This is a genomic window from Bradyrhizobium sp. YCK136, assembly GCF_044570075.1.
Taxonomy (GTDB): domain Bacteria; phylum Pseudomonadota; class Alphaproteobacteria; order Rhizobiales; family Xanthobacteraceae; genus Bradyrhizobium; species Bradyrhizobium diazoefficiens.
In genome coordinates this window covers 3,396,891-3,423,045 of record NZ_CP172424.1, presented here as the reverse complement: position 1 = coordinate 3,423,045, position 26,155 = coordinate 3,396,891, and the positions used below count along the sequence as shown (strand labels likewise).

Annotated in this window: 24 protein-coding genes and 1 pseudogene; 17 read left to right on the top strand and 8 right to left on the bottom strand. The window is 64.8% G+C overall.

All coding sequences use genetic code 11. The annotated features are described in order from the left end of the window. Positions 1-138 precede the first annotated feature (138 nt). Positions 139-1,749 carry an ABC transporter substrate-binding protein gene (locus ACFLEY_RS16110; protein ID WP_396604690.1) on the bottom strand — a complete coding sequence of 537 codons (1,611 nt, stop codon included), beginning with the start codon at positions 1,747-1,749 and terminating at the stop codon, positions 139-141. A 270-nt stretch (positions 1,750-2,019) separates the two neighbouring features. Between ACFLEY_RS16110 and ACFLEY_RS16105 the strand changes: the two genes are divergently transcribed. The 8 genes from ACFLEY_RS16105 (at position 2,020) to ACFLEY_RS16070 (ending at position 12,422) form a co-directional block, all read left to right on the top strand. Next, positions 2,020-3,150, top strand: a complete 1,131-nt coding sequence (locus tag ACFLEY_RS16105) for a M20/M25/M40 family metallo-hydrolase (protein ID WP_060912602.1) — start codon at positions 2,020-2,022, stop codon at positions 3,148-3,150. Between the two features lie 218 nt (positions 3,151-3,368). Next, positions 3,369-4,310 (top strand): ABC transporter permease, encoded by a 942-nt coding sequence (locus ACFLEY_RS16100; RefSeq protein WP_028175416.1) that lies wholly within the window; start codon positions 3,369-3,371, stop codon positions 4,308-4,310. 19 nt (positions 4,311-4,329) lie between these two features. Continuing rightward, positions 4,330-5,217 (top strand): ABC transporter permease, encoded by an 888-nt coding sequence (locus tag ACFLEY_RS16095; protein WP_011088345.1) that lies wholly within the window; start codon positions 4,330-4,332, stop codon positions 5,215-5,217. 157 nt (positions 5,218-5,374) lie between these two features. Then, positions 5,375-7,024 (top strand): ABC transporter ATP-binding protein, encoded by a 1,650-nt coding sequence (locus ACFLEY_RS16090; protein WP_097532376.1) that lies wholly within the window; start codon positions 5,375-5,377, stop codon positions 7,022-7,024. 251 nt (positions 7,025-7,275) lie between these two features. Further along, positions 7,276-8,781 carry a M81 family metallopeptidase gene (locus ACFLEY_RS16085; protein ID WP_396604689.1) on the top strand — a complete coding sequence of 502 codons (1,506 nt, stop codon included), beginning with the start codon at positions 7,276-7,278 and terminating at the stop codon, positions 8,779-8,781. A 13-nt stretch (positions 8,782-8,794) separates the two neighbouring features. Further along, positions 8,795-9,958, top strand: coding sequence for a M20 aminoacylase family protein (locus tag ACFLEY_RS16080; protein ID WP_060908089.1), 1,164 nt, complete (start codon positions 8,795-8,797; stop codon positions 9,956-9,958). 2 nt (positions 9,959-9,960) lie between these two features. Then, complete coding sequence (locus ACFLEY_RS16075; protein WP_060908090.1) at positions 9,961-11,382, top strand: amidase; 1,422 nt, start codon at positions 9,961-9,963, stop codon at positions 11,380-11,382. Between the two features lie 149 nt (positions 11,383-11,531). Then, positions 11,532-12,422, top strand: a complete 891-nt coding sequence (locus ACFLEY_RS16070) for a crotonase/enoyl-CoA hydratase family protein (protein WP_011088350.1) — start codon at positions 11,532-11,534, stop codon at positions 12,420-12,422. 106 nt (positions 12,423-12,528) lie between these two features. Here the strand turns inward: ACFLEY_RS16070 and ACFLEY_RS16065 are convergent. From ACFLEY_RS16065 to ACFLEY_RS16055, 3 genes and pseudogenes are all read right to left on the bottom strand, one after another. Continuing rightward, positions 12,529-13,503 (bottom strand): annotated as a pseudogene (locus tag ACFLEY_RS16065) (NADPH:quinone oxidoreductase family protein). Next, positions 13,503-14,111 (bottom strand): 2-hydroxychromene-2-carboxylate isomerase, encoded by a 609-nt coding sequence (locus tag ACFLEY_RS16060; protein WP_060908091.1) that lies wholly within the window; start codon positions 14,109-14,111, stop codon positions 13,503-13,505. The pseudogene ACFLEY_RS16065 and the gene ACFLEY_RS16060 overlap by 1 nt, the downstream one beginning before the upstream one ends. Positions 14,112-14,270: 159 nt before the next feature. Further along, on the bottom strand, positions 14,271-14,972 hold the full coding sequence (locus ACFLEY_RS16055; RefSeq protein WP_060908092.1) for a glutathione S-transferase N-terminal domain-containing protein: 702 nt from the start codon (positions 14,970-14,972) through the stop codon (positions 14,271-14,273). Between the two features lie 109 nt (positions 14,973-15,081). Here ACFLEY_RS16055 and ACFLEY_RS16050 point away from each other — a divergent pair, with 109 nt between their 5' ends. After that, on the top strand, positions 15,082-16,104 hold the full coding sequence (locus ACFLEY_RS16050) for a methionine synthase (RefSeq protein WP_011088354.1): 1,023 nt from the start codon (positions 15,082-15,084) through the stop codon (positions 16,102-16,104). An 18-nt stretch (positions 16,105-16,122) separates the two neighbouring features. Here the strand turns inward: ACFLEY_RS16050 and ACFLEY_RS16045 are convergent, their stop codons facing one another. The 3 genes from ACFLEY_RS16045 to ACFLEY_RS16035 form a co-directional block, all read right to left on the bottom strand. Continuing rightward, positions 16,123-16,740, bottom strand: a complete 618-nt coding sequence (locus tag ACFLEY_RS16045) for a hypothetical protein (protein ID WP_060908093.1) — start codon at positions 16,738-16,740, stop codon at positions 16,123-16,125. Positions 16,741-16,845: 105 nt separating this feature from the next. Beyond that, positions 16,846-17,373 carry a xanthine phosphoribosyltransferase gene (gpt, locus tag ACFLEY_RS16040; RefSeq protein WP_028175425.1) on the bottom strand — a complete coding sequence of 176 codons (528 nt, stop codon included), beginning with the start codon at positions 17,371-17,373 and terminating at the stop codon, positions 16,846-16,848. Between the two features lie 38 nt (positions 17,374-17,411). Continuing rightward, a complete protein-coding gene (locus ACFLEY_RS16035; RefSeq protein WP_011088357.1) occupies positions 17,412-18,149 on the bottom strand; it encodes a molybdopterin-binding protein in 738 nt (245 codons plus the stop codon). Positions 18,150-18,426: 277 nt separating this feature from the next. Between ACFLEY_RS16035 and ACFLEY_RS16030 the strand changes: the two genes are divergently transcribed. The 8 genes from ACFLEY_RS16030 (at position 18,427) to ACFLEY_RS15995 (ending at position 25,224) form a co-directional block, all read left to right on the top strand. Beyond that, positions 18,427-19,845 carry a circularly permuted type 2 ATP-grasp protein gene (locus tag ACFLEY_RS16030; protein WP_028175426.1) on the top strand — a complete coding sequence of 473 codons (1,419 nt, stop codon included), beginning with the start codon at positions 18,427-18,429 and terminating at the stop codon, positions 19,843-19,845. 4 nt (positions 19,846-19,849) lie between these two features. Continuing rightward, a complete protein-coding gene (locus ACFLEY_RS16025) occupies positions 19,850-20,794 on the top strand; it encodes an alpha-E domain-containing protein (RefSeq protein WP_011088359.1) in 945 nt (314 codons plus the stop codon). Between the two features lie 128 nt (positions 20,795-20,922). Continuing rightward, positions 20,923-21,765 (top strand): transglutaminase family protein, encoded by an 843-nt coding sequence (locus ACFLEY_RS16020; protein ID WP_038967763.1) that lies wholly within the window; start codon positions 20,923-20,925, stop codon positions 21,763-21,765. A gap of 148 nt (positions 21,766-21,913) precedes the next feature. Then, complete coding sequence (locus tag ACFLEY_RS16015) at positions 21,914-22,759, top strand: acyl-CoA dehydrogenase family protein (RefSeq protein WP_249163007.1); 846 nt, start codon at positions 21,914-21,916, stop codon at positions 22,757-22,759. 6 nt (positions 22,760-22,765) lie between these two features. Continuing rightward, positions 22,766-23,113 carry a hypothetical protein gene (locus ACFLEY_RS16010; protein ID WP_309142093.1) on the top strand — a complete coding sequence of 116 codons (348 nt, stop codon included), beginning with the start codon at positions 22,766-22,768 and terminating at the stop codon, positions 23,111-23,113. 54 nt (positions 23,114-23,167) lie between these two features. Then, complete coding sequence (locus ACFLEY_RS16005; protein WP_028175429.1) at positions 23,168-23,575, top strand: carboxymuconolactone decarboxylase family protein; 408 nt, start codon at positions 23,168-23,170, stop codon at positions 23,573-23,575. 106 nt (positions 23,576-23,681) lie between these two features. Beyond that, positions 23,682-24,440 (top strand): proteasome-type protease, encoded by a 759-nt coding sequence (locus ACFLEY_RS16000; RefSeq protein WP_011088363.1) that lies wholly within the window; start codon positions 23,682-23,684, stop codon positions 24,438-24,440. Between the two features lie 25 nt (positions 24,441-24,465). Beyond that, a complete protein-coding gene (locus ACFLEY_RS15995; protein WP_011088364.1) occupies positions 24,466-25,224 on the top strand; it encodes an SDR family oxidoreductase in 759 nt (252 codons plus the stop codon). A gap of 5 nt (positions 25,225-25,229) precedes the next feature. Here ACFLEY_RS15995 and ACFLEY_RS15990 read toward each other — a convergent pair whose 3' ends face one another. Then, positions 25,230-25,964 (bottom strand): hypothetical protein, encoded by a 735-nt coding sequence (locus ACFLEY_RS15990; RefSeq protein ID WP_038967765.1) that lies wholly within the window; start codon positions 25,962-25,964, stop codon positions 25,230-25,232. Between the last annotated feature and the right edge of the window lie 191 nt (positions 25,965-26,155).

Here is a 26,155-nt window from a genome sequence, read left to right as displayed (position 1 = left end):
TGGAAACAAATAGCAATGATTGGAAACTGGAAGAGTTAAAGGCTCCACGGTCGTCTCGAGCCGGCAAACGACAACGGCGCCGCTGGTGACAGCGGCGCCGCGTGATAATCCGGACGAAAGGCGGAAGGACCCGCCCGCCTACTTCGACTTGTCGACGTTCCAGAACAGGGGCGTTGCGGGGCCGTCGAGCACACCGCTCAGCGATTTGCGCCAGCCGCTCGGCAGCAGATACTGCCCCAGCGGAACGTAGATCACCTGCTCATAGGCTTCTTTCTGGATGTCGGCGGCGATCTTCTTCTGCTCGTCGACCGACGGCGCGCGGACGAAAGCATCCTTGAGCTGCTCGATCTTGGGGTCTTCCGCCCAGCCGAACCAGCCGCCCTTCTTGCCCTGGCCGCCGATCGAGAGATTGGCGATCGGGTTGGAGACGTCGGCCGCGACCCAGTTGGTGAAGAACATGTTCCAACCGCCCTCCTTCGGAGGCTTCTGGCTGGCGCGGCGGCTCACCACCGTCTGCCAGTCGGTCGCTTGCAGGTCGACCTTGAAGCCCGCCTCGCGCAGCAACTGGGCCGCAACGATCGGCTGCGCCTTGAGCGTCGTCACGTCGCCGGGCGCCATCACCACGACCGGAGTGCCGTCATAGCCGGACTCGGCGAGCGCCTTCTTGGCTTCCGCCATGCCATTGCCCTTCACCAGGGTCTCGGCGCCGACGTCGGTCGCGAGCGGGGTATCGCACACGAAGAACGCGCCGCAGACCTTCTGATATTTGGCGTTGCCGACGAGCGCATCGAGAACGTCCTTCTGGTTCATCGCCAGAAAGGCAGCACGGCGCACCTTCACGTTGTCGAACGGCGGATACAGGAAGTTCATCCGGCCGAGCGTCTGGAAGCCGAGCTTGTTCGAGACCTCGATCGTGATCTCCTTGTTCGCTTCCAGCACCGGCAGCATGTCGTACGGAAGGTTCTCCACGAAGTCGATGTCGCCCGACTGCAGCGCGTTCACCGCGGTCTGCGAGTCCGGCATCGTGATCCACTCGACGCGGTCGACCTTCACCACCTTGCCGCCGGAGGTCCAGCTCGCCGGCTCCTTGCGCGGCACGTAATCGGTGTTCTTGACGTAGACAGCCTTCACGCCGGGCTGGAATTCCGACTGCACGAACTTGAACGGGCCCGAGCCGATCTGCTCGGGGATCTGCTTGTCCGGCGGCGTCTCGGCGAGGCGCTTCGGCATCATGAAGGCAACGCGCGATGACGGCTTGCCGATGGAGTCGAGCACGAGGCCGTAGGGCTCCTTCAGCTTCAACGTGATGGTCTTGGCGTCGGTCGCCTCGAGGCTCGCGGTGAAGTCCATGAGCTTCTGGCCCATGCCGTCGACCGCGCCCCAGCGCTTCAGCGAGGCAACGCAGTCTTCCGCGGTCACCGGCGCACCGTCATGCCACTTCAGGCCGTCGCGCAGTGTAAAGGTGTAGGTGAGCTTGTCGTCGGAGATCTTCCAGTCCGCCATCTGCGGCTGGATCTTGAAGTTCGAATCGGTGGCCACCAGCGTGTCGTAGACCATGTAGCCGTGGTCACGCGTGATATAGGCCGTGGTGAAGATCGGATCGATGATGCGCAGATCGGAATGCATTACCGCGGTGAGGGTCTTGCCGGCTGCAAGCACTGGCGAGGCCAGCGCGGTCGAGAGCGCGACGACCGACAGCGCAAGTTTGGAGGCGAACGCGCGAGGCGCCCGGCGCATGAAGTGGAACATAAAAAGTTTCTCCTGACGTGAAACTGTTCAAAGGCAGGTTATTGGTTGGGCATTCGGTTCGTTCTTTGGGCGAACTAACCTCATGCAATGCCTTTATCTTTTCGAGACTTGCAGACAGTGCCGAGCGCGTCAATCCGGTTTCGCTGCAGGCCCAGGCGGCGCGCGCACGGGCTCCCCAGAGATCGGTTTGGCTCTACAACGCTCTCCGCTTGTCCTGCCCCGCGCCGATGCAATGCGCGTTCCATCTTTCGAAGCTTGAGAGACATGACGATGAATCCAGCCAATCTTCCCTTCGATTCCGAGGCGATGCTCGAGGGCCTGCGCGGCTGGGTGGAATGCGAAAGCCCGACCTGGGACGCGGGCGCCGTGAACCGCATGCTCGATATCGCAGCGCGGGATATGGCAATCATGGGTGCGACGATCGAACGCATCGCCGGCCGCCAGGGCTTTGGCGGCGTGATCCGTGCGCGCTTTCCCCATCCGAAGCAGGGCGAGCCCGGCATCCTGATCGCCGGACACATGGATACCGTCCACCCGGTCGGCACCATCGAGAAGCTGAAATGGCGGCGTGAGGGCAGCAAGTGCTACGGCCCCGGCATCTGCGACATGAAGGGCGGCAACTATCTCTCGCTGGAAGCGATCCGGCAGCTGGCGCGCGCCTCCTTCACCACGCCGCTGCCGATCACCGTGCTGTTCACGCCGGACGAGGAGGTCGGCACGCCCTCGACACGCGACATCATCGAGGCCGAGGCTGCGCGCAACAAATACGTGCTGGTGCCCGAGCCCGGCCGTGCCGACAACGGCGTCACCACCGGACGTTACGCCATCGCGCGATTCAATCTCGAGGCGACCGGCCGGCCCAGCCACGCCGGCTCGACATTGTCGGCGGGCCGCTCGGCGATTCGCGAGATGGCGCGGCAGATCCTCGCCATCGATGCGATGACGACGGAGGACTGCACCTTCTCGGTCGGCGTCGTGCATGGCGGACAATGGGTTAATTGCGTTGCTACGATCGCCACCGGCGAAGCGCTTTCGATGGCCAAGCGCCAGGCCGATCTCGATCGCGGCGTCGAGCGGATGCTGGCGCTGTCAGGCACAACCAATGATGTTGCGTTCAAGGTGACGCGTGGCGTCACCCGGCCCGTGTGGGAACCCGATGCCGGCACCATGGCGCTGTACGAAAAGGCGCGCGACATCGCCAGATCGCTCGGCGCCGAGCTGCCGCATGCGAGCTCGGGCGGCGGCTCGGACGGCAACTTTACCGGCGCGATGGGCATCCCGACGCTCGACGGCCTGGGCGTGCGCGGCGGCAATGTCCACACGCTCGAAGAGTATATCGAAGTCGAGAGCCTGGTCGAACGCGGCCGCCTGATGGCAGGACTGCTGGCCACGCTGGAGTGATTAGATCGTCATTCCGGGGCGCGTCGAAAGACGCGAACCCGGAATCTCGAGATTCTTCGATGCTGGCGCGTCGCCCCGGAATGACGCCGCAAGAAAATAACTGGCCGCACTGCAAAACCTGTGGCCCTGATGGCACGGGAATTGCTCAAATGTTAGGCTGATGGCAGAACAGGCAACGACCGCTGCCGCCGATTTGACTCTAATCTGACGGATTCAACTTGCTCGGATATCTCCTTCGCCGAATCTTCGCCGCCGTGCCCGTGATGGGCGTCGTCGCGCTGTTCGTCTTCCTCCTGCTCCGCCTCACCCCCGGCGATCCCGCCGCGATCCTCGCCGGCGACAACGCGACGCCGGAACGGCTGGAGCGCATCCGGACCTCACTCGGCCTCAACGAGCCCCTGATCGTGCAGTTCATCACCTGGGTGAACAAACTGCTGCACGGCGATCTCGGGACGTCGCTGATCTCCAACCTGCCGGTGATGAAGATGATCGGCCAGCGCGTCGAGCCGTCGATCTCGATCGCGCTGTCGACCATCATCCTCGCCGTCATCGTCGCGGTCCCCCTGGGGGTGATCGCGGCGTGGAAGCACGGCACCTGGATCGACCGTTTCGTGATGGGTCTCTCGGTGCTCGGCTTCTCGGTCCCGGTGTTCGTGGTCGGCTATGTCCTGATCGAGGTCTTCGCGATCGACCTGCGCTGGGTGCCGGTGCAGGGCTTCAAGAGCATCTCGAACGGCTTCGGTCCGTTCTTCGAGCGCATGATCCTGCCGACCTGCGCCCTCTCCTTCATCTACATCGCGCTGATCGCGCGCATGACGCGCGCGGCGATGCTCGACGTGCTCGGCGAGGACTATGTCCGCACCGCGCGCGCCAAGGGCATCAATGAAGTCGCCGTGATGATGCGCCATGCGCTGCGCAACGCCGCCGTGCCCGTGATCACCGTCATCGGCACCGGCTTTGCGCTTCTGATCTCCGGCGTCGTCGTCACCGAGAGCGTGTTCAACATCCCCGGCATCGGCCGCCTCACCGTGGATGCGGTGCTGGCGCGCGACTATCCGGTGATACAGGCGATGATCCTGCTGACCTCGCTGATCTATGTCGTCGTCAATCTCCTGATCGACGTCGCCTACACCCTGCTCGATCCGCGGATCCGGTACTGAGGCAAGGATAAGGACAAAAATGTCGGTCGATACCCTTCCCCAGTCGTCCATTCCGATCACGTCGCCGCTGCGGCCGCGCTTCGGATTCCTCACCTCGACGCCGATCATCGCCACGGCGACGGTCCTGCTCGCGCTGATCGTGCTGATCTCGATTCTGGCGCCGCTGATCGCGCCGCACGATCCGATCCAGCTCGCGCCGTCGCAACGATTGAAGCCGACCTCGGCGCAATTCCTGCTCGGCACCGACGCCTACGGACGCGACCTGCTGTCGCGCGTCATCTATGGCGGCCGCATCTCGCTGCTGATCGGTGTCGGCTCGGCGATCCTGTCGATCGTCATCGGGCTGGCGATCGGCCTCGTCTCCGGCTTCTTCAAGCTGGTCGATTCCGTCCTGATGCGGGTCATGGACGGCCTGATGGCGATGCCGAGCATCCTGCTCGCGATCGCCGTGGTGTCGCTGTCCGGTGCCAGCATCTGGACCGTGCTGATCGCGATCACGATCCCCGAAGTTCCGCGCGTGGCGCGCCTGGTGCGCTCGGTCGTGCTTTCGGCGCGTGAAGAGCCCTACGTCGAGGCGGCGATCTCGGTCGGCTCATCCCTGCCGAAGATCATGTGGCGGCACTTGATGCCGAACACGATCGCGCCCCTGATCGTGCAGGGCAGTTACGTATGCGCCTCCGCGATCCTCACCGAGGCGATCCTCTCCTTCCTCGGCGCCGGCATCTCCCCGGAGACACCGACCTGGGGCAACATCATGGCCGAGGGCCGCCAGTACTTCCAGATCAAGCCGTCGCTGATCTTCTGGCCGGGCCTCCTGCTCTCGATCGCCATCCTCAGCATCAACCTGATTGGCGACGCCGCCCGCGACGCCCTCGATCCCCGCATGAAGCAGCGGGAGGGGAAGTGATGACCAAGAGTTCAGTCATTCCGGGGCGCGACGAAGTCGCGAGCCCGGAATCCATTTCACCTCATGTACTGCGGCCCGATGGATTCTCAGGTGCGCAATTGCGCACCTTAGTTCGCACTAGCGCGCGCCCCGGAATGACGAGCGAAAGTTTTGCGGCATGACCAACCCTGTTCTCGACATCAACAACCTCGTCGTTTCCGTCGGCAAGAAGCCGAAGGCGGCGAACATCATCGACGGCATCTCGATCCAGGTGCGCGAACGCGAGACGCTGTGTCTCGTCGGCGAAAGCGGCTCGGGCAAGTCGGTGACTTCGCTGACCACGATGGGCCTGCTGCCGAAGGGCACGCTGGTGCCCACCGCCGGCAGCGTCAAGCTGGTCGGCGAAGAGCTGCTCACCGCGACCGACCGCCGGCTGCGCCAGCTCCGCGCGACGCAGATGGCGATGATCTTCCAGGAGCCAATGACCGCGCTCAATCCGGTCGTGCCGGTCGGCCGGCAGATCGACGAAGTGCTGCGCGCGCACACCAATCTCGATGCCAGGGCACGGAAGAAGCGCATCCTCGACATGATGGAGCAGGTGCGCCTGCCCCAGGTCGAGCGCATCTTCGCCTCCTACCCGCACCGCCTCTCCGGCGGCCAGCGCCAGCGCATCATGATCGCGATGGCGCTGGTGCTCGAGCCGAAGCTGCTCATTGCCGACGAGCCGACCACCGCACTCGACGTCACCACGCAGAAGCAGATCCTGACCCTGATCCGTGACCTCCAGCGCGATCACGGCACGGCCGTGCTGTTCATCACCCACGACATGGGCGTGGTGGCGGAAATCGCCGACCGTGTCGCCGTGATGCGGCAGGGTCGCCTCGTCGAGACCGGTCAGCTCGACGCCGTGCTGCGCAATCCGACCATGGAATACACCCGCAACCTGCTCTCGGCGGTGCCGAGCCTCGTGCCGCGCGCGGCGCGGCCCGAGACCAAGGAACCGGTGGTGCTGGAGGCCAACGACCTCAGCAAGGTCTATAAGGAGCGCGCCTTCTTCGGCAAAGGCCGCGAGGTCGTCGCCGCCGACAAGGTGACGCTGACGCTGCGCAAGGGCCGTACGCTCGGCATCGTCGGCGAGAGCGGCTCGGGCAAGTCCACGGTGGCACGCTGCATCGTGCGCCTGATCGACCCGACCTCCGGCGGCGTGCGCCTGTCCGGTCGCGAGATCTCCGACATCTCGCGTCGCCTGCTCCAGCCGCACCGGCAGAAGATCCAGATCGTGTTCCAGGATCCCTATCGCTCGCTCAACCCGCGCATCACGGTGGGCGAGAGCATCGCGGAAGGCCCGATCAATTACGGCGTCGCGCATGCCGACGCGATGAAGCGCGCCCGCGAGCTGCTCGAGCTGGTCGGCCTGCCGGCCGATGCGGTGTCGCGCTATCCCCACCAGTTCTCCGGCGGCCAGCGCCAGCGCATCGCGATTGCGCGTGCGCTCGCGCTCGATCCGGACGTGCTGGTCGCGGACGAAGCGGTCTCCGCGCTCGACGTCTCGGTGCAGGCCCAGGTGCTGGAACTGCTCGACGAGATCCAGAAGCGGCTCGGCATCGCGATCCTGTTCATCACCCACGATCTGCGCGTCGCCGCGCAAATCTGCGACGAGGTCGTGGTGATGCAGCACGGCCGCGTCGTCGAACAGGGCCCCGCCGCCGAGGTGCTGACGCATCCGAAGGAGGCCTACACCAGGGCCCTGCTGGAGGCAGCCCCCGGCCGCGGCTGGGACTTTGCGAACTTCCGGCCGGTGTCGGAGGGCTTGGTGGCGACGGCGTAACTCCACTCTCTCCTCGTCATTCCGGGGCATCGCGAAGCGATGAGCCCGGAATCCATCAGGCCGCAGACTCTGTCGCATGATGGATTCCGGGCTCGCGCACGTTGCGCGCCCCGGAATGACTGCGGAGCAGCATTCCCAAAACGATCTGACCCTATGCACGGCGCGATTGCTTCTCACCTTGCTCTCGCCGCAAGGGCAAGGCTAACGTCGAAGGCTAGCGCGCGCACTTTCAATCGACTGGACTTGAATTGATGACACGTATCGCCGTCGGCGGCTTCCTGCACGAGACCAACACCTTCGCCCCGACCAAGGCGACATTCGCGGACTTCCAGCATGGCGGCGGCTGGCCGGCGATGACTGAAGGTGCCGACGTGCTGAAGGTAATGCGCCGCATCAATGTCGGACTCGCCGGTTTCGTCGACAGCGCCGAAGCCAACGGCTGGGAACTCATTCCGACCATCGCCTGCGGCGCGAGCCCCTCCGCACATGTCACCAAGGATGCGTTCGAGCGCATCGTGAGGGTGATGGTTGACGGCATCGCAGCCGCGGGCCCGATCGACGCCGTCTATCTCGACCTGCACGGCGCGATGGTGACGGAGCATCTCGACGACGGCGAAGGCGAAATCCTGGCACGAGTACGCCGCGTCATCGGCGAGGATGTTCCGCTCGTCACAAGCCTCGATCTTCACGCCAACGTCACGCCCGCGATGATCGGGCATGCCGACGCGCTGATCGCCTACCGCACCTATCCGCATGTCGACATGGCCGAGACGGGCCGCGCCTCGGCGCGACATCTCGCGCTGCTGTTGAAGACCAAGCAGCGCTTTGCGAAAGCCTTCCGGCAACTGCCGTTCCTGATCCCGATCAGCTGGCAGTGCACCAACGACCAGCCGACCAAGGGCATCTACGAGAAGCTCGCCGCGCTCGAGAGCGACGGGGTTCCGACGCTGTCCTTCGCGCCGGGCTTCCCCGCCGCCGACTTCCGCGATTGCGGGCCGAGCGTGTTCGCCTATGGCAAGACGCAAGCCGACGCCGATCGCGCCGCGGATGCGATCGTCAAGCTGATCGAAAGCCACGAGGACGATTTCGACGGCAAGATCTGGTCGCCCGACGACGGCGTGCGCCATGCGATGGAACTCGCGAAGGGCGCCAGCAAGCCGATCATCATCGCCGACACCCAGGACAATCCCGGCGCCGGCGGCGATTCCGACACCACCGGCATGCTGCGCGCGCTGGTGCGCAACAAGGCCAGCGCCGCGACCGGCGCGATCTACGATCCGGAATCGGCCAAGGCCGCCCATGCGGCCGGTGTCGGCGCCACGGTGACGCTGTCGCTCGGCGGCAAGTCCGGCATTCCAGGCGACGAGCCCTATCGCGAGACCTTCGTCGTCGAAAAATTGTCCGACGGCCGCTTCATTGCGCCAGGCCCCTATTACGGCGGCCGCGAGATGGAGATGGGTCCTTCCGCGGCCCTGCGCATCGGCGACGTTCGTGTCGTCGTCTCCTCGCACAAGGCGCAGCTCGCCGATCAGGCGATGTACCGCTATGTCGGCATCGAGCCGACCGAACAGAAGATCCTGGTCAACAAGAGCTCGGTGCACTTCCGCGCCGATTTCGAGCCGATCGCGGAACAGCTGATGATCTGCGCCGCCCCCGGCGCGATGCCGGCCGATACCGCCTCCCTGCCCTGGACGAAGCTGCGCCCGGGCATCCGCATCAAGCCGAACGGCCCCGCTTTCAATCCCCCTTCACGCTAACCGGACAGGACACATGCCCACGATCGACCGCATCGACGGCTATGCCGACGAACTCACCGCTATCAGGCGCGACCTCCACGCCCATCCCGAGATCGGCTTCGAGGAAGTGCGCACTTCCGGCATCGTCGCCGACAAGCTGAAGGGCTGGGGCATCGAGGTGCATCGCGGCCTCGGCGGCACCGGCGTGATCGGCGTCATCAAGGGCAAGGGGTCGAGCGGCAAGCGCATCGGCCTGCGCGCCGACATGGACGCGCTGCCGATGGAAGAGAACACCAATCTGAAATGGAGCTCGAAAATCCCCGGCCGCTTCCACGGCTGCGGCCATGACGGCCACACCACCATGCTGCTCGGCACCGCGCGCTATCTCGCCGAGACCAGGAACTTCGACGGCACCGTGCACCTGATCTTCCAGCCGGCCGAGGAAGGCCTCGGCGGCGCCCGCGCGATGATCAAGGACGGGCTGTTCGAGAAGTTTCCGTGCGACGAGCTCTACGGCCTGCACAACGCGCCCGACCTCAACCACGGCGAGATCGCGATCCTGCCCGGTCCGGCGATGGCCAGCGCCGACTTCTTCGACCTCCGCATCACCGGCTATGGCGCGCATGGCGCAATGCCCGAACGCTCCAAGGACGCGGTGATCATCGCAACCACGCTGGCGCAGGCGATCCAGACCATCGTCAGCCGCAACGTCGAGCCGCTGCAGGCTGCGGTGGTGTCGATCACCCAGATCCATGCGGGCTCCGCCTACAACGTCATTCCCGGCGACGCGCATCTTTGCGGCACCATCCGCACCTTCTCGAAAGAAATCCGCACCCTGGTCAGCGAACGCATCCGCACCATCTGCGCCGGCATCGCGAGCGCCTATCAGTGCGCGATCGACGTCGACATCCGCGACACCTTCAACGTGCTGGTCAACCAGGTCGAGCAGTCCAAGGTGGTCGAGGAGGTGGCGCGCACCGTCGTCGACCCCGCCAAGGTGATCACCCGCACCCAGCCGAAGATGGGCAGCGAGGATTTTGCCGACATGCTGGAGACCATTCCCGGCGCCTATTTCTGGGTCGGCCATGACGGCTCGGTGCCGGTGCACAATCCCGGTTTTGTGCTCGACGACAAGATCCTGCCGATCGGCGCCAGCATGTTCGCCCGCATCATCGAAACGCGCATGCCGGTCGTTTAGCAATGCATAAAAAGAGTGTCGAAGAGGCGGTCACCTCGCTGCACGATCTCTCCGCGGTCGATCTGATCGCGGGCTATCGCGCCAAGCAATTCTCGCCGAGCGAGGTGCTGGAGGACGTGCTCACGCACGTCGCCGCGTGGGAGCCGCACCTCAAGGCGCTCTATGCGTTTGACCCCGACGGCGCGCGCGAGGCCGCAAAGGCCTCGACCGCGCGCTGGACCGGCGGCGAGCCGTCCGGCCCGTTCGACGGCGTGCCTGTCACGGTAAAGGACAACATCGCGACCAAGGGCGTGCCGGTGCCGCTGGGGGCGGCCAGCGTCAAGCTCGTGCCGGCCGAGAAGGACGCCCCGCCCGCCGCGCGGCTGCGCGAGGCCGGCGCGATCATCTTCGCCAAGACTACCATGCCCGATTACGGCATGCTGTCCTCCGGGCTCTCCAGCTTCCACGCGCTCGCGCGCAATCCCTGGGATCTCAGCAAGAATCCCGGCGGCTCCAGCGCCGGTGCAGGCGCCGCCGCGGCGGCCGGCTACGGCCCCCTGCATCTCGGCACCGATATCGGCGGCTCGGTGCGCCTGCCCGCGGGCTGGTGCGGCCTCGTCGGGTTGAAGCCGAGCTTCGGCCGCGTACCGATCGACCCCACCTATGTCGGCCGCGTCGCCGGCCCCATGACCCGCACCGTCGACGATTGCGCGCTGATGATGAGCGCGATCGCAAAGCCCGACCGGCGCGACGGCATGAGCCTGCCCGCCGAACCCCTCAACTGGAAAGGGCCGGAGAAGTCTCCGCGAAAGCTGCGCATCGGCCTGATGCTCGATGCCGGCGTCGGGCTGCCGGCAGAACGGCCGGTCCGTGACGTTGCCGTGAAAGCCGCAAAGGCGTTCGAATCCGCAGGCAGCGTCGTCACCGAGGTCGACGGCATTTTGACCCGCGAGATGCTCGACGGCCTCGACAATTTCTGGCGCGCGCGGATGTGGGACGATCTGTCCAAGCTGACGCCGGCCGAGCAGGCAAAGGTGCTGCCCTACATCTTCAAATGGGGCGCATCCGGTGCAAAGCTCTCGGGTGTGGATGTCATCCGCGGCTTCAACCAGACCATGGCGATCCGCGCCGCGGCGTCAAAGCTGTTCTGCGAGCTCGACTACGTGATTTCGCCGACCGCGCCGAACGTGAACTATCCGGCCGACTGGGCGTCGCCGACCAACGATCCCATGAGGCCGTTCGAGCACATCGCCTATACCGTGCCGTGGAATATGTCGGAGAACCCTGCGGTCTCCCTCAACGGCGGCTTCGACGCCAACGGCTTTCCCATCGGCGTGCAGATCGTCGGCCGCCGCTTCGACGACATCGGCGTGCTCGGCATGGCCAAGGCCTTCGAGGGCTTGCGCGGCCCGCAGCGGCCCTGGCCGAAGCCGCCGGCACGCTGAATATCCTCCGTCATTCCGGGGCGTCGCGAAGCGACGAGCCCGGAATCCATAACCACCATCGTGAGTATGGATTCCGGGCTCGCGCCAAGAGGCGCGCCCCGGAATGACGTGCTACAGAGAGAATAAGAAACAAAGGAAGGAAATAACCCATGGCGTATGAGACGATCAAATACGAGGTCGCCGAGCAGATCCTCACCATCACGCTGAACCGGCCCGACAAGCTCAACGCCTTCAACGCGCAGATGCAAGCAGAGCTGATCGACGCGTTCGATGCCGCCGACAAGGACGACAACGTCCGCGCCATCATCGTCACCGGCTCCGGCCGTGGTTTTTGCGCAGGCGCGGACCTCTCTTCCGGCGCCGACACGTTTGATCGCGACGCGCGGCGCGGTCCCGTCAAGCGCCTCGCCGACGGCAAGGTCGATTACAGCGATCCGCAGGTGCGCGACGGCGGCGGCCAGGTGACCTTGCGTATTTTCAAATGCCTCAAGCCCGTGATTGCCGCGGTGAACGGCCCTGCCGTCGGCATCGGCGTCACCATGCAGCTCGCGATGGACATCCGCATTGCCTCCGACGCCGCCCGCTTCGGCTTCGTGTTCTCCCAGCGCGGCATCGTGCCCGAGGCCGCCTCGAGTTGGTTCCTGCCGCGCATCGTCGGCATCTCGCAGGCGCTGGAATGGTGCTATTCGGGCCGCGTCTTCCCGGCGCAGGAAGCGCTTGCGGGGCGTCTCGTCAGCAAGGTGGTGCCGCCGGATGATCTCTTGCCGACCGCCCGCGCGCTCGCCAAGGAATTCGCGGCGAAAACCGCGCCGGTATCGGTGGCGCTGATCCGGCAGATGATGTGGCGCATGATGGGTGCGGACGATCCGATGGAAGCCCACAAGGTCGACAGCCGCGGCATCTACGCCCGCGGCCGCTCGGACGACGTCAAGGAGGGCGTGGTGTCGTTCCTGGAGAAGCGTCCGGCGCAGTTCAAGAACAAGGTGTCCAGCGACATGCCGGACTATTTCCCGTGGTGGACGGAGCGGGAGTACAAATAGCGCTCTCGTAGGTCGGGCAAAGCGAAGCGTGCCCACCATTCTGGTTTCGGCTAGTGACAAAGGGTGGGCACGGCGCAAGAGCGCCTTTGCCCACCCTACGGCACCGTCACTCCATCACCAGCGCCACGCGACCGATCGCCTTGCGGTCGATCAGCAACCGCATCGCCTTCGCGTAATCCCCAAGCGGCAGGCGGTGCGAGACGTTGGGGCGCAGCTTGCCTTCCTCCGCCCACTGAAGCAGCGCCTTCAGGCGCACCTCGCCCAGCGCCGGATTTTTCCGCACGGCCTCTCCGGCGCGCACGCCGAGTACACTGGCGCCCTTGATCAGCAGCAGATTGGTCTTGGCCGAGCCGATGCCACCCGTAAAACCGATCACCAGCAGCCGCGCGCCCCAGGCGATGCAGCGCATTGAATTCTCGAACACCTCGCCGCCGACGGGATCGAACACCACGTCGGCGCCGCGGCCGTCGGTGATGCGCTTGACGGCATCGCGAAACGGCTCGCAGTCGTAACGCACGAGATGATCGGCGCCGCGTGCCTTGGCAATCGCAAGCTTCTCGTCGCTGGAGGCGGTCGCGATCACGGTCGCGCCCAGCATCTTGCCGATCTCGACGGCGGCAAGGCCGACGCCGCCACCGGCGCCATGCACGAGCAGCACTTCGCCGGGCTCGACGCGGCCGCGGTCGATCAGCGCGTGATAGGCGGTGCCGTGACCGGCGAGATAGGTCGCAGCCTCCGCGTAATCGAAGGTGGACGGCATCGGCGTGAGCTGCGACGGCGCGACGACCGCTTCATCGGTGAAAGCACCGTGGCGCATCTTCACGATCACCTTGTCGCCGACGGCACGCCCCTCGTCTCCGCGCCCACTTCGGTCACGTCGCCGGCGGCCTCCATGCCGGGCGTGAACGGCAACTCCGGCTTGAGCTGATATTCCCCGGCCGCCATCAGTACATCCGGAAAATTCAGCCCGGCGGCGCGGATCGCGACGCGCACCTCGCCCGGCTTCAGGGCACGCGAGGGATTCTTCCAGCAGCAAGCTTTCGGGCGCGCCGAACTCGCGGCAGACGACAGCGCGCACCATCAGGCCGCGCTCGCCCTGCGGCGCTTGAGCGCCTCGCGGATCAGCGGCAGGCGGTCATTGCCGAAATACATGTCGGTCTTATCGACAAAGATCGTCGGCGAGCCGAAGCCGCCGCGCGCGACGACCTCTTCGGTGTTGGCCTTGAGCTGGTCCTTGATCCCCTGCTCCGAAATGCCTGCAAAGAATTTCTGCTCATCGATGCCAACCGTCCTGCAGATCTCGGCGAGCACCGTGTCCTGCGAGATGTCCTTGTCGCCGCTCCAATAGGTCTCGAACACGGCGGTCGCGAACGGCACCATATCCCGACCCAGCCAGATGCAGCCGCGCATCGCCTTGACGCTGTTCACCGGAAACACCGTCGGCGGCATCTTGATCGACAGGCCGGCCGAGCGCGCCCAGTCCTGGAGATCCTTCTTCATGTAGCGTGCCTTCAGCGGCACCGACTTTTCCCGCTGCGCGTAGACGCTCGGGTTGACCGTGTTGAAGATGCCGCCGACCAGGATCGGCCGCCAGACGATCTCCGCGCCGAGCTCCTTGGCCAGCGGCTGGATGTTGTGAAAGGCGAGATAGGTCCAGGGGCTGGAACAGTCGAAGAAGAATTCGATCATGGCGTTTCCTTTGCTCTTGTCATTCCGGGGCGCGCCCTTTTGGGCGCGAACCCGGAATCCATTCCACCAGTTTTATTGCGGCCCGATGGATTCTCAGGTGCGCAATTGCGCACCTTAGCTCGGCGCTTCGCGCCGCCCCGGAATGACGGGTGCAGCCTACTACTTCTTTCCCAACACTTCCTTCGCACGCTGGCCGAACATGATCTTGCGTGATTCCTCGTCGAACGGCTCTTTCACGAACTTGCCGATCGCGAGCCCCGCCTGCACCGGCGGCCTGGCACGGACCTCGGCGTACCATCGCTTCACGTTCGGATAGTCCTCTAACGTAAAGCCCTGCGCCTTGTGGGTCATGGTCCAGGGGAAGCAGGCGATGTCGGCGATGGAATAGTCGCCGGCGACATAGGCGCCGGTCTTGGCCAACTGCCGGTCCAGCACGCCGTAGAGCCGCGCCGCCTCGTCGCGGTACCGCTCGATCGCGTAAGGGATCTTCTCGGCCGCATAGAGCGCGAAGTGGCCGTGCTGGCCGAGCATGGGCCCGAGCCCCGCCATCTGCCACATCACCCACTGGATGGTGGTGGAGCGGCCGCGCAAATCTCCGGCCAGGAAACGGCCGGTCTTCTCTGCCAGATAGATCAGGATCGCGCCGGTCTCGAAGGCCGAGAAAGGTGCGCCGCCATCTGCGGGTTCGTGATCGACGATCGCGGGAATACGGTTGTTCGGACTGATCGCGAGAAACTCGGGGTTGAACTGCTCGCCCGCGCGGATGTTGACGGGCTTCACGCGATAGGGGAGCCCGAGTTCCTCCAGCATGATCGAGATTTTCCAGCCGTTCGGCGTCGGCGCATAATAGAGATCGATCATCGCCTTCCCTGTCGTCGCCGCTGGAATAGAGAGCGACTTTTGTTGTTCTGTACCTCGACGTTAAGACATGGCAGGAAGAGGCGCAAGATAACCTGCCGGGAGAGCCGCCATGCTGTTTCCAACCACGATCGCCGGCTCCTTGCCGAAGCCCGAATGGCTCGCCGAGCCCAACATGCTCTGGGCGCCCTGGAAGTCGCAAGGCGATGAGCTGCTCCGCGCCAAGCGGGACGCGACACTGATCTGGCTGAAGATCCAGGAGGACGCCGGCATCGACATCGTCACCGAGGGCGAGCAGGCCCGCCAGCATTTCGTGCACGGTTTCCTGGAGAAGATCGACGGCATCGATTTCGCCCACAAGGTCGAGATGGGCATCCGCAAGGACCGCTACAAGGCGATGGTGCCGCAGGTGGTCGCGCCGCTCCGGCTCAAGGGCCGCGTCCATGCCTTTGAGGCGCGCGTGGCGCGCACGCACACGAAGAAGAAGCTGAAATTCACCCTGCCCGGCCCGATGACCATCATCGATACGATTGCCGATCGCTACTATGGCGACCGCGTCAAGATGGCCTTTGCGTTCGCCGAGCTGCTCAACGAGGAAGCCAAGGCACTCCAGGCCGACGGCGTCGATCTCGTACAGTTCGACGAGCCTGCCTTCAACGTCTACATGGACGAGGTCAACGACTGGGGCATCAAGGCGCTGGAGCGCGCCGCGCAGGGGCTGACCTGCGCCACCGCCGTGCACATCTGCTACGGCTACGGCATCAAGGCCAACACCGACTGGAAGGAGACGCTCGGCGCACAGTGGCGGCAGTACGAGCAGATCTTCCCCGCGATCGACGCGAGCCCGATCCAGCAGGTCGCGATCGAGTGCCGCAATTCCAAGGTGCCGCTCGACCTGCTGGCGCTGCTCAAGACCAAGATCGTGCAGGCCGGCGTGATCGACGTCGCCAGCGACACGGTGGAGACCGCCGAGGACGTCGTGAAGGTGATCGACGCGGTGTCGAAATTCGTGCCCAAGAGCAACATCATCGCCACCACCAATTGCGGCATGGCGCCGATGCGGCGCGAGATCGCCGAAGCCAAGCTGATGGCGCTCGGCGCAGGTGCCGCAATGGCGCGCGAGAAGCTGGGATGATGACGGTAAGCCGCTGCGCTAGCTGCGCGCTGTCGGATGCAACGCAGGCCGATAGCCGGCGACGATTGCGCGCAGCGTAGAAGGCGGCGTCAGCAGCTTGGCTTCGGCGAGCTCGCGGTTAACTGCCGCATAGCCTGCCGGCGACCACAACAGCGCCCTGCCCCGCGCCACCAGAAAGCTCTCCTCGCCCTGCTGCACCATCGCGCCGTCGGGCAATTCGGCCAGCGGCATCGGCAGCACGTGCAGCTGCTTCCTGCCGCGATCAAGCCGCTCGCGATGCAGCGCGGCGTCGATCGCCCTCGCGCTGACATCGCTTGCGGCATTCCCCGCTTCCCACGCGCTGCGAAAGCGCCTGGCATCGTCGCGGCGACAGAAGAAACACGGCCGATGGCCCGCGGCAAACGAGGTGGCTTCGTCGAGGAAGAACAGCTCGGTCCAGCTCCGGCGCGCCATCACCGGGCGCCGCCAGCCGCGGAATTCGCAGAGGCAAGTAATCCAGGCCGGCGACGACCAGCGCTTCTTCAGAAGCGTCTTCGTCGCGGGATCGTGGATGATGCCGCGATTGCCGGTGAACATGCCGCGGTGTGGGGTGGCGATGATCTCGCCGGTCGGCGTGACGCGATTTTGCAGGGGCATGGGTGCGCGCCCGTTAAACTGACGTCATTCCGGGGCGGTCCGCAGGACCGAACCCGGAATCTCGAGATTTCGATGCCTTGCATCGCCCCGGAATGTCTCCGTCCCTCACGCCGCTCCGTCGCGGAGCGGCGGGTGATAGGACAGCGCGGTGTCCCAGGGGAAGAAGATCCAGGTGTCCTGCGACACCTCCGTGATGTAGGTGTCGACCAGCGGGCGCCCCTTCGGCTTGGCGTAGACCGTGGCGAAATGCGCATCGGGCAGCATCTCGCGCACCAGCTTGCCTGTCTTGCCGGTGTCGACGAGGTCGTCGACGATCAGGAGCCCCTTGCCGGTGCCGCCGCCGAGTTTCATCGCAGCTTCTGAGATGCCCTTGAGGACCTGAAGCTCGCCCTGCTTGTTGTGGTCGTAGCTGGCGATGCAGACCGTGTCGATCACGCGCACGCCGAGCTCGCGGGCCACGATCGCGGCCGGCACCAGGCCGCCGCGGGTAATCGCGATCACCGCGTGGAACGGACCGACCTCGTTGAGCCGCCAGGTCAGCGCCCGGCAGTCCCGGTGAAACTGGTCCCACGAGACCGGAAAGGCCTTGCCTGCCCGCTCCTGCGCGCTCAGTTCCGGTGCTTCACCGCCCATCATCCTCTCCTGCAAATCGTCGTCCGGCGGCCTTTCTGCTACCGGGTGATGTTCAATCCTGCCAGCATTTCCTTCACCGCGGCCATGGCTGCGGCGAGCTTATCCGCATCCCGCGAACGCACCACCAGATTGGTGTTCGGCTTCGAGTCCTCGTCCATGAAGGGATAGCTGCCGATGATGGTGTCGGGATGAGCGGCGGCGATCGCCCGCAGCGGGCTGCCAATGTCACCTTCCCGCGCATTGGCGCGGACCGATTCGGAGAGCATGCGCACGCCCGATTTCAGCTTGGGCGAGACGATGTCCATCATCGCCTGCATGATCGAGGGCACGCCCGCCATCACGATGACATTGCCGATCTTGAAGCCGGGCGCGAGGATGGTCGCGCTCTGGATCAGCTCGGCGCCGTCGGGGATGCGGGCCATGCGCAGGCGGGCCTCGTTGAGATCCTGCTCGCTCCAGCGCTCGCGGAAACGGGCGACCACCTCCGGGTGATGGTCGATGCCGACGCCGAACGCCTTGGCGACGCTGTCGGCGGTGATGTCGTCATGGGTCGGCCCGATCCCGCCGGTGGTGAAGACATAGGTGTAGCGATGCCGCAGTGCATTCAATGCGGCGATGATGTCGTCCTCGTCGTCGGAGACGACCCGGACTTCCTTCAGGTCGATGCCGATATTGGTCAGGTATTCGGCAATGAAGCCGATATTCTTGTCCTTGGTCCGGCCGGACAGGATTTCGTCCCCAATGACCAGAATGCCCGCCGTGACGATCTCGCTCATGCCTTAAGTCCCTCACCTGTAGCGCCGACTTTGCCGAGGTAACGCGTTGAAGTCACGTGGTTTTGCTGCCGAAATAAGCAGTCCTCAGCCATTTTTTCAGGCAAGCCGCCGGCCATCCCCGGTAAATGCTGCCAGTCCATGCTTATCGCGCTGGCCCGCCCCTTGCTACCACCTGAAAGTCATGCACTCTTGCCGCATGGCCAGGACGTTGCGGTCTTCACCAAGGCCTGACGACCTGTCCAATGGCGCAACGCCTTGCGGGGACAAGTCGGGATCTATGGCAGTCGCGTTTGATGAAATGAACATTCCCGGCGGGGACCTTCGCCCCGCCTATCAGGAGCTGGCTCGCTGGCTCAAGGAGACGCCTCCCGAGGCGCTCGAATATCGCCGCCAGGAAGCTGAGCTCCTGTTCCGCCGGATCGGCATCACCTTCGCCGTCTACGGCGAATCCGAGTCGACCGAGCGCCTCATCCCCTTCGACGTGATCCCGCGGATCATGTCGGGCAAGGAATGGGCGCTGCTGGAGAAGGGCCTGAAGCAGCGCGTCCGCGCGCTCAACATGTTCCTGCGCGACATCTATCACGGCCGCGACATCCTCCGCGCCGAGGTCGTGCCCGACGATCTGATCTTCCAGAACCCGGTCTTCCGCCCCGAGATGAACGGCCAGCAGGTGCCGCACGACGTCTACGTGCACATCGCCGGCATCGACATCGTCCGGGTCGACGCCGAAGACTTCATCGTGCTGGAGGACAATGCGCGCACGCCCTCGGGCGTGTCCTACATGCTGGAAAACCGCGAGATCATGATGCGGCTGTTTCCGGATCTGTTCGCCCGCCACCGGGTGGCGCCGGTCGAGCGCTATCCGGACGAGCTGCTCGCGGCCTTGCGTTCGGTCGCGCCGCAAGGCGCTTCGGGCGAGCCGACGGTCGCCCTGCTCACGCCGGGCGTCTACAACTCCGCCTATTACGAGCACTCGTTCCTTGCCGACAAGCTTGGCATCGAGCTGGTCGAGGGCCGCGACCTCATCATCAAGAACAACGAAGTGTTCATGCGGACGACCGAGGGGCTGAAACGGGTCGACGTGATTTATCGCCGCGTCGACGATGACTTCATCGACCCCCTCACCTTCCGCCCCGATTCCGTGCTCGGCGTGCCCGGGCTGATGTCGGCCTACGCGGCCGGCAACATCACCCTCGCCAATGCGGTCGGCACCGGCATCGCCGACGACAAGGCGATCTACTCCTACATGCCCGACATCGTGAAGTTCTATCTCGGCGAGGAGCCGATCCTGAAGAATGTGCCGACCTGGCGCTGCCGCGAGCCGAAGGACCTCGCCTATGTGCTGGACAATCTGAGCGAGCTCGTCGTCAAGGAAGTGCACGGCTCCGGCGGCTACGGCATGCTGATCGGCCCCGCCGCAACGAAAGCGACCATCGAAGCGTTCCGCGAGAAGCTCAAGCGCGAGCCGGAAGGCTTCATCGCGCAGCCGACGCTGGCGCTCTCGACCTGCCCGACTTGTACGGCCACCGGCCTTGCTCCGCGCCATGTCGACTTGCGGCCGTTCGTGCTGACCGGCAGCAAGAGCACCACGATCGTGCCGGGCGGGCTCACACGCGTCGCGCTGAAGGAAGGCTCCCTGGTGGTGAATTCGAGCCAGGGCGGCGGCACCAAAGACACCTGGATTTTGGACGAGTAGTCAGATGCTGTCGCGTACCGCCGAAAACCTCTACTGGCTCGCCCGCTACGTCGAACGGGCCGAATATCTTGCGCGCACCATCGATGCGACGCTGCGCGTCACCGCGCTTCCCGCCGCCTATATCGGCAAGACCAATGAATGGGACTCGGCGCTGCTGACCGCCGGCGTCGCCGCAAGCTTCTATCAGACCTATGAGGAAGCCAACGAGCACAACGTCGTCGAATACCTCTCGTTCTCGCCGAACAATCCGTCCTCGATCAGGAACTGCATCGAGGCGGCGCGGCTGAACTCGCGCTCGGTGCGCACCGCGCTCACCAGCGAGATGTGGGACACCATCAACTCGGCCTGGATCGAATTGCAGGAGGTCTGGAGCAAGGGCACCTCCACGCGCGAGGACCTCGCAAAATTCCTGCGCTTCGTGCAGGAGACTTCGCTGCGCTTCGACGGTTCGGCCTACCGGACCATGCTGCGCAACGACGCCTACTGGTTCTCGCGGATGGGCGTGCATCTGGAACGCGCCGACAACACCGCGCGCATTCTCGACGTGAAGTACCACGTGCTGTTGCCCGAGGAAGAGCATGTTGGTGGCCCGCTCGACTTCTATCAGTGGAGCTCGATCCTGCGCTCGGTCTCGGCGCTGACCGCCTATCACTGGGTCTATCGCGAGACGCTGAAGCCCTGGTTGATCGCGGACCTGCTCATCCTCAACGACACGCTGCCGCGTTCGCTGGCCAGCTGCTATGGCAATCTCGTGCGCAACCTCGACCAGATCGGCGTCGCCTATGGCCGCCAGGGCCCGGCCCAGCGCCACGCCCGCGGCATCCGCAACCGGCTGGAACACAGCAATATGAACGACATTTTCCAGCATGGCGTGCATGAATTCATTCAGGAATTCATCGCGGACAATTCCAGGCTGGGCGAAATCATCACGAAGCAGTATTTGATCTGATACACGCCGTCATTCCGGGATGGTCCGAAAGACCAGACCCGGAATCTCGAGATTCTCAGGTGCGCAATTGCGCACCATAGTTCGGTGCTGTGCACCGCCCCGGAATGACGCCAGAACAACGGTCCACCATGCGCCTGCGAATCCAGCACACCACGACCTATCGCTACGAACCGCCGGCGACCAGCGTGATCCAGATCCTGCGCATGACGCCGTGCAGCCATGACGGGCAGTATGTGGCGGAATGGCAGATCGACGTCTCGACCGACACCAAGCTCGACACCCATGAGGACGCCTTCGGCAACGTCACCCATGTGCTGTCCTGCGGGCCCGTCGGCGATATCAAGATCACGGCCGAGGGCCTGATCGAAACCCACGACACCGGCGGCGTGCTGCGCGGCGCCGACGAGCGCTTTCCGGCCGGCATGTTCCTGCGCACCACCGACCTCACCTCCGTCAATCCGGCCATGGCCGCAGTCGCGCGCCAGTTGCGCAGCGAGGCCGAGAGCGACACGCTCGGGTTCCTGCACACGCTGATGAGCGAGATCGGCGACCACATGACGTTCGACGAGGATCCGACCAACAGCGGCACGTCGGCGGCGGAAGCCTTCACGCTCAAGCGCGGGGTCTGCCAGGACTACGCGCATATCTTCATCGCCTGCGCGCGCACCGGCGGGGTGCCGGCGCGCTTCGTCTCCGGCCACTTTTTGCGCTCGGACGGCACGGTGCACCAGGATGCCGGCCATGCCTGGGCGGAGGCCTATGTCCCCGATCTCGGCTGGGTCGGCTTCGATCCCGCCAACAGCATCTGCGCCACCGACGCCCATGTCCGCGTCGCGATCGGGCTCGACTATCTCGGCGCAGCCCCCGTGCGCGGCACCCGCTATGGCGGAGGCGCGGAGACGCTGTCGGTGGCGGTCAAGGTCGAGCAGGCCGGCCGCGGCGGGCAATCGCAGTCGCAGCGGCAGAGCTAAATCCGGCGAGATCGCGTCGCGAGACATCTGCGGCGTAATCAAGCCGCTACGTTACAGCTGTAATCCACGACCGCCGCGCTGAAACCGCCCCGTAGCACCATCTATTCAACGTCTTTCGCGATCCGTTTCCGCAACAGAGGTTGAACAGATGCAGCTTCACGAAAAAAACAAAAGCCATTCGGCGCCCCTGCGCGATCCCCACCAAGACATGCTGGTGGGCATCCGGGAGCTCGCTCCCGAGATCAAGGCACGTGCCGCCGAGATAGAAGCTGCACGCCGCATCCCGCCCGACCTGGTGGAGCGGCTGAGGTCGATCGGTCTCTTTCGGATGTTCGTGCCGCACAGCCATGGCGGGCTGGAGCTGGAGTTTCCGGCGGGACTGGAGGTCATCAAGACATTGGCCCGTCTCGACGGCTCGATCGGCTGGATCGCGGCTGTCGCCGGGGTCAGCAGCCTCTTCGTCGCCGCGTCGCCCCCGGAATTGTACAAGCGCGTCTACCAGGACGGACCTGATACGGCGATCTGCGGCTCATCCCAGCCGGGTGGAAAGGCAGAGCGCGTGGCCGACGGCTACCGCGTCAAGGGCCGCTGGCCGTTCGCCAGCGGTTGCATGCATGCGGACTGGATCGGTGGAATCTGCTTTGTCACCGAAAATGGCAAACCGGTCCCCGGCCCGCAGGGCAAGCCACTGCTTCGCGCCGTTATGCTGCCGGCTCGCGACTGGGAGATCGAGGACACCTGGCACGTGGCGGGGCTCGAGGGCACCGGCAGCCATCACGTCACGCTGCGGGAGACGCTGGTTCCCGAGGCCAATTTCTTCGATCTCGATGCTGCCCCGCGCCAATCGGGTCCGCTCTATCGAGCATTGCGGCAATTGCTGCCGTTGGTGCACGGCGCATTTGTGGTAGGCATGGCCGAGAGCACCGTCGATGAACTGCTCGCGCTGGCCAATACCGGGAGGCAGCAATTGTATGCGGCTGTCCCGATGCGGTAGTCCGAGATATTCCAGTACGAACTCGGCCGGATCTCCGCCGAGCTCGGGGCCGCGCAGGCGTTTCACGAGGTCCAGGCTGCCAGTCACTGGCGTCACGCGCTGGCCGGAACGTTGAATGACGAAGACCTTGTCGTCGAAGGGACCCGATCGGCGACCTGGCTCGCCACGACCTGCGTCGGCATCGCCGACGCCTGCTTTAGCCTGGCCGGAAGCAGTGCGGTCTACGACAGCTCGCCGCTGCAGCGGCGCCTGCGTGACCTTCACGTCGCAGCACAGCACGCCCACGCGCAGCAGCGGCAATATGTCGATGTCGGCAAGCTGGCCTTGCGCCGCTCAACTGAACATGCCGGCTGACCGCATGGGGCGTGCTATGATCGCAGGGTCAGATCAGACCCTGCGAGGCCCCCCATGGCGACTGTGAAACTGCTTTCGGACGATGAACTGTCGAGCGAGGCGCGCGCCGTTTTCGACGACATCCGCAAGGTGCGGCAGTCGGATTTCGTCAACAATTTTTGGCGCGCGCTGGCGCATGATCCGAAGACGCTGCGGCGGACCTGGGAGAGCATCAAGGAGGTGATGGCGCCGGGGGCGCTCGATCCCAAGGTCAAGGAAATGCTCTATGTCGCGGTTTCGGTGGCGCATGGCTGCAGCTATTGCATCCATTCGCACACCGCCGGCGCACGAGCCAAAGGCATGACCGAGGCCGAATATGGCGAGCTGCTCGCCATCGTCGGCATGGCTGCGGAGACGAACCGGCTGGTCACGGCGCTCGGCGTTCCCGTCGACGAGGCGTTTCTCGTCGGCGCCGCCGACTGAGGTCAGCCGTCGCGCCCGGGAATGACGACCTCATCCCGGGAATTGGGGTTGGAGCGGCCCCCGAAATTGGCTAGTAATTCCGCGCAAACGCGTTCGGGGACTGGAAATGACCTATTGTTGCGGAATCCTGGTTCGGGACGGTTTGGTGATGATCGCCGATACCCGCACCAATGCCGGCCTCGACAACGTCTCGACCTTCCGCAAGCTGCACATCTTCTCCAAGCCCGGCGACCGCATCATGGCGATCGCCAGCGCCGGCAACCTCGCCATCAGCCAGTCGGTGCTGTCCACGCTGACCGAAGGCCTCGAGGACCCCAATACGGGCGAGATCGAGACGCTGATGAACGCGCCGACCATGTTCCAGGCCGCCCAGCGCATCGGCCGGGCGATCCGGGCGGTGCATGCGACCGAAGGGCCCGCGCTGAAATCCGAGGACGTCTCGTTCGACGTCTCCTTCCTGTTCGGCGGCCAGATCAAGGGCGCGCGCATGCGGCTGTTCATGGTCTACACCGCCGGCAACTTCATCGAGTGCACTACGGACACGCCCTACCTGCAGATCGGCGAGCACAAATACGGCAAGCCGGTGCTCGACCGCGCCATGCATTACGACGTCGAGCTCTACGAGGCGCTGAAGACCGGCCTGATCTCGATGGACTCGACCATGCGCTCCAACCTCGGCGTCGGCCTGCCGATCGACGTGCTGGTGGTGCGCGCCGACGCCTGCGATGCCGATCTCAACCACCGCATCGAGGCGGGCGAGCCCTATTTCCACGATCTGCGCTCGCGCTGGTCGGCAGCCTTGCGCGCCGCGCACCAGAACATTCCGCGCCCGCCCTACAAGAACGAAAAAGAACCCAAAACCTGACAGCTTAGAGAAAAGGCAGGAAACGATGAGTGAAGCAAAAAAGATCGCAGTGGTGACGGGCGCCGGCACCGGTGTCGGCCGCGCGGCCGCGCTGGCGCTGATGAACACCGGCTTCACCGTGGTGCTCGTGGGGCGCCGCATGGAGATGCTCGAGGAAACGGCGAAGCTCGGTCCCGCAGGAAAGAGCCTCTGCGTCACCGCCGACATGACCAAGCCGGACCAGATCGCCGCGCTGTTTGACAAGGTGAAGGCGACCTATGGCCGCCTCGACGTGCTGTTCAACAATGCCGGCATGGGCGCGCCGGCGGTGAACTTCGAGGATCTCAGCCTCGAGCAGTGGCAGGCGGTGGTGAACACCAACCTCACCGGCCCGTTCCTGTGCACCCAGCACGCCTTCCGCATCATGAAGGACCAGACCCCGCGCGGCGGCCGCATCATCAACAACGGCTCGATCTCGGCGCATGCGCCGCGGCCGTTCTCGGCGGCCTACACCTCGACCAAGCACGCCATCACGGGCCTCACCAAGGCGAGCAATCTCGACGGGCGCATGTACGACATCGCGGTCGGCCAGGTCGACATCGGCAATGCGGCAACCCCGATGACCGACCGCATGGTCAACGGCCCCGGCGTGCTCCAGCCCGACGGCACCACCAAGCACGAGCCGCGCATGGACGCCAAAGCGGTCGGCGATGCTGTCGCCTACATGGCCGGCCTGCCGCTGGACGCCAACGTGCTGACCATGACGGTCATGGCGACCAAGATGCCGTTCGTTGGACGGGGCTAAGACCGTTACTGGTTCTTGCCCAGGGCTTCTGACACCAAATGAAGCCCGCGATCCTTGGCCGCGATCAACCGTCGTTGAAATGCGGCCAAGGTCGCTTCTTTGCTGTCGGGCGCAAGTTCGCTGGCCAGGGCAGCGAAGTGGCTATCGGCCTCGTCGAACCGGCCGAGACGCCGCAGCATCTCGCCGGTCAGAAGCCGATCGTCGAGGCGCGCTTCTGCGCTCCTGGTTGTGTCGGCAACGTCCACTGCCAGCCGCGCCAGCAGTTCAGTCGCATAGCGAGTGTAGCGTTCGCCGGTCGTGCCTTCCGCCATCAGGCGCCGGACGAGATCCTGAGCATCCTTGGCGGACAGGCCAGGTCTGTTCACCCGGCTCCGTTCGCCAAGCTCGGTTCGTCCCGCCTCCCACGTCGCCTGCAGCAGCAGACTGGATACTTCCGCGTGAGATGAGCCGGTGTGCTCCATGATCCAGGATGCGCGGTAATAAGGCGTCTCACTCCGGATGCCCTGAAACTCCGGTGACAGAATCAAAGGCCGAAGCCTCTCCAGCTCGTCGTCCTCGTACTTCGCCTTGACGAAGACAAATCCGTTGGTCGGGCAACTCGCGAGCGGCCAGGGGCTTTCAATCGCACCGACCGGCATCCAATCGAGCTGCTTGCCAAAGGACGTGCCGGAGTTCTGCGCGCTGTAGGTGAATTTGACGCCGTCGTAGGGACAGGTCATTTCGACGATGCTTCTGGTCATTGCATGAGCAGCGAAAGCGCCGCCGGCCAGAACGAGCCACGCCAGAACTAGCAGCCTTGATCGCCTGCCCATCTCCCCCTCTATCCTACGTGGAGACCGATCCCTCGGACTACCATGCCGTCCGGAATACGCCGTTCGTGTGGCGCCGCTGAAACGGGCCTCGCTCCTGCCTGACTCAAAAAGTGAAAAAC

Bases quoted from the DNA above. Each gene is read 5' to 3' on its own strand.
- ACFLEY_RS15990 (WP_038967765.1), bottom strand. From the start codon at position 25,964: ATGACCAGAAGCATCGTCGAAATGACCTGTCCCTACGACGGCGTCAAA.
- ACFLEY_RS16055 (WP_060908092.1), bottom strand. From the start codon at position 14,972: ATGATCGATCTCTATTATGCGCCGACGCCGAACGGCTGGAAAATCTCG.
- ACFLEY_RS16090 (WP_097532376.1), top strand. From the start codon at position 5,375: ATGACCAACCCTGTTCTCGACATCAACAACCTCGTCGTTTCCGTCGGC.
- ACFLEY_RS16060 (WP_060908091.1), bottom strand. From the start codon at position 14,111: ATGATCGAATTCTTCTTCGACTGTTCCAGCCCCTGGACCTATCTCGCC.
- gpt (WP_028175425.1), bottom strand. From the start codon at position 17,373: ATGGGCGGTGAAGCACCGGAACTGAGCGCGCAGGAGCGGGCAGGCAAG.
- ACFLEY_RS16045 (WP_060908093.1), bottom strand. From the start codon at position 16,740: ATGCCCCTGCAAAATCGCGTCACGCCGACCGGCGAGATCATCGCCACC.
- ACFLEY_RS16080 (WP_060908089.1), top strand. From the start codon at position 8,795: ATGCCCACGATCGACCGCATCGACGGCTATGCCGACGAACTCACCGCT.
- ACFLEY_RS16015 (WP_249163007.1), top strand. From the start codon at position 21,914: ATGCAGCTTCACGAAAAAAACAAAAGCCATTCGGCGCCCCTGCGCGAT.
- ACFLEY_RS16000 (WP_011088363.1), top strand. From the start codon at position 23,682: ATGACCTATTGTTGCGGAATCCTGGTTCGGGACGGTTTGGTGATGATC.
- ACFLEY_RS16005 (WP_028175429.1), top strand. From the start codon at position 23,168: ATGGCGACTGTGAAACTGCTTTCGGACGATGAACTGTCGAGCGAGGCG.
- ACFLEY_RS15995 (WP_011088364.1), top strand. From the start codon at position 24,466: ATGAGTGAAGCAAAAAAGATCGCAGTGGTGACGGGCGCCGGCACCGGT.
- ACFLEY_RS16105 (WP_060912602.1), top strand. From the start codon at position 2,020: ATGAATCCAGCCAATCTTCCCTTCGATTCCGAGGCGATGCTCGAGGGC.
- ACFLEY_RS16020 (WP_038967763.1), top strand. From the start codon at position 20,923: ATGCGCCTGCGAATCCAGCACACCACGACCTATCGCTACGAACCGCCG.
- ACFLEY_RS16095 (WP_011088345.1), top strand. From the start codon at position 4,330: ATGTCGGTCGATACCCTTCCCCAGTCGTCCATTCCGATCACGTCGCCG.
- ACFLEY_RS16035 (WP_011088357.1), bottom strand. From the start codon at position 18,149: ATGAGCGAGATCGTCACGGCGGGCATTCTGGTCATTGGGGACGAAATC.
- ACFLEY_RS16110 (WP_396604690.1), bottom strand. From the start codon at position 1,749: ATGTTCCACTTCATGCGCCGGGCGCCTCGCGCGTTCGCCTCCAAACTT.
- ACFLEY_RS16030 (WP_028175426.1), top strand. From the start codon at position 18,427: ATGGCAGTCGCGTTTGATGAAATGAACATTCCCGGCGGGGACCTTCGC.
- ACFLEY_RS16085 (WP_396604689.1), top strand. From the start codon at position 7,276: ATGACACGTATCGCCGTCGGCGGCTTCCTGCACGAGACCAACACCTTC.
- ACFLEY_RS16050 (WP_011088354.1), top strand. From the start codon at position 15,082: ATGCTGTTTCCAACCACGATCGCCGGCTCCTTGCCGAAGCCCGAATGG.
- ACFLEY_RS16025 (WP_011088359.1), top strand. From the start codon at position 19,850: ATGCTGTCGCGTACCGCCGAAAACCTCTACTGGCTCGCCCGCTACGTC.
- ACFLEY_RS16075 (WP_060908090.1), top strand. From the start codon at position 9,961: ATGCATAAAAAGAGTGTCGAAGAGGCGGTCACCTCGCTGCACGATCTC.
- ACFLEY_RS16070 (WP_011088350.1), top strand. From the start codon at position 11,532: ATGGCGTATGAGACGATCAAATACGAGGTCGCCGAGCAGATCCTCACC.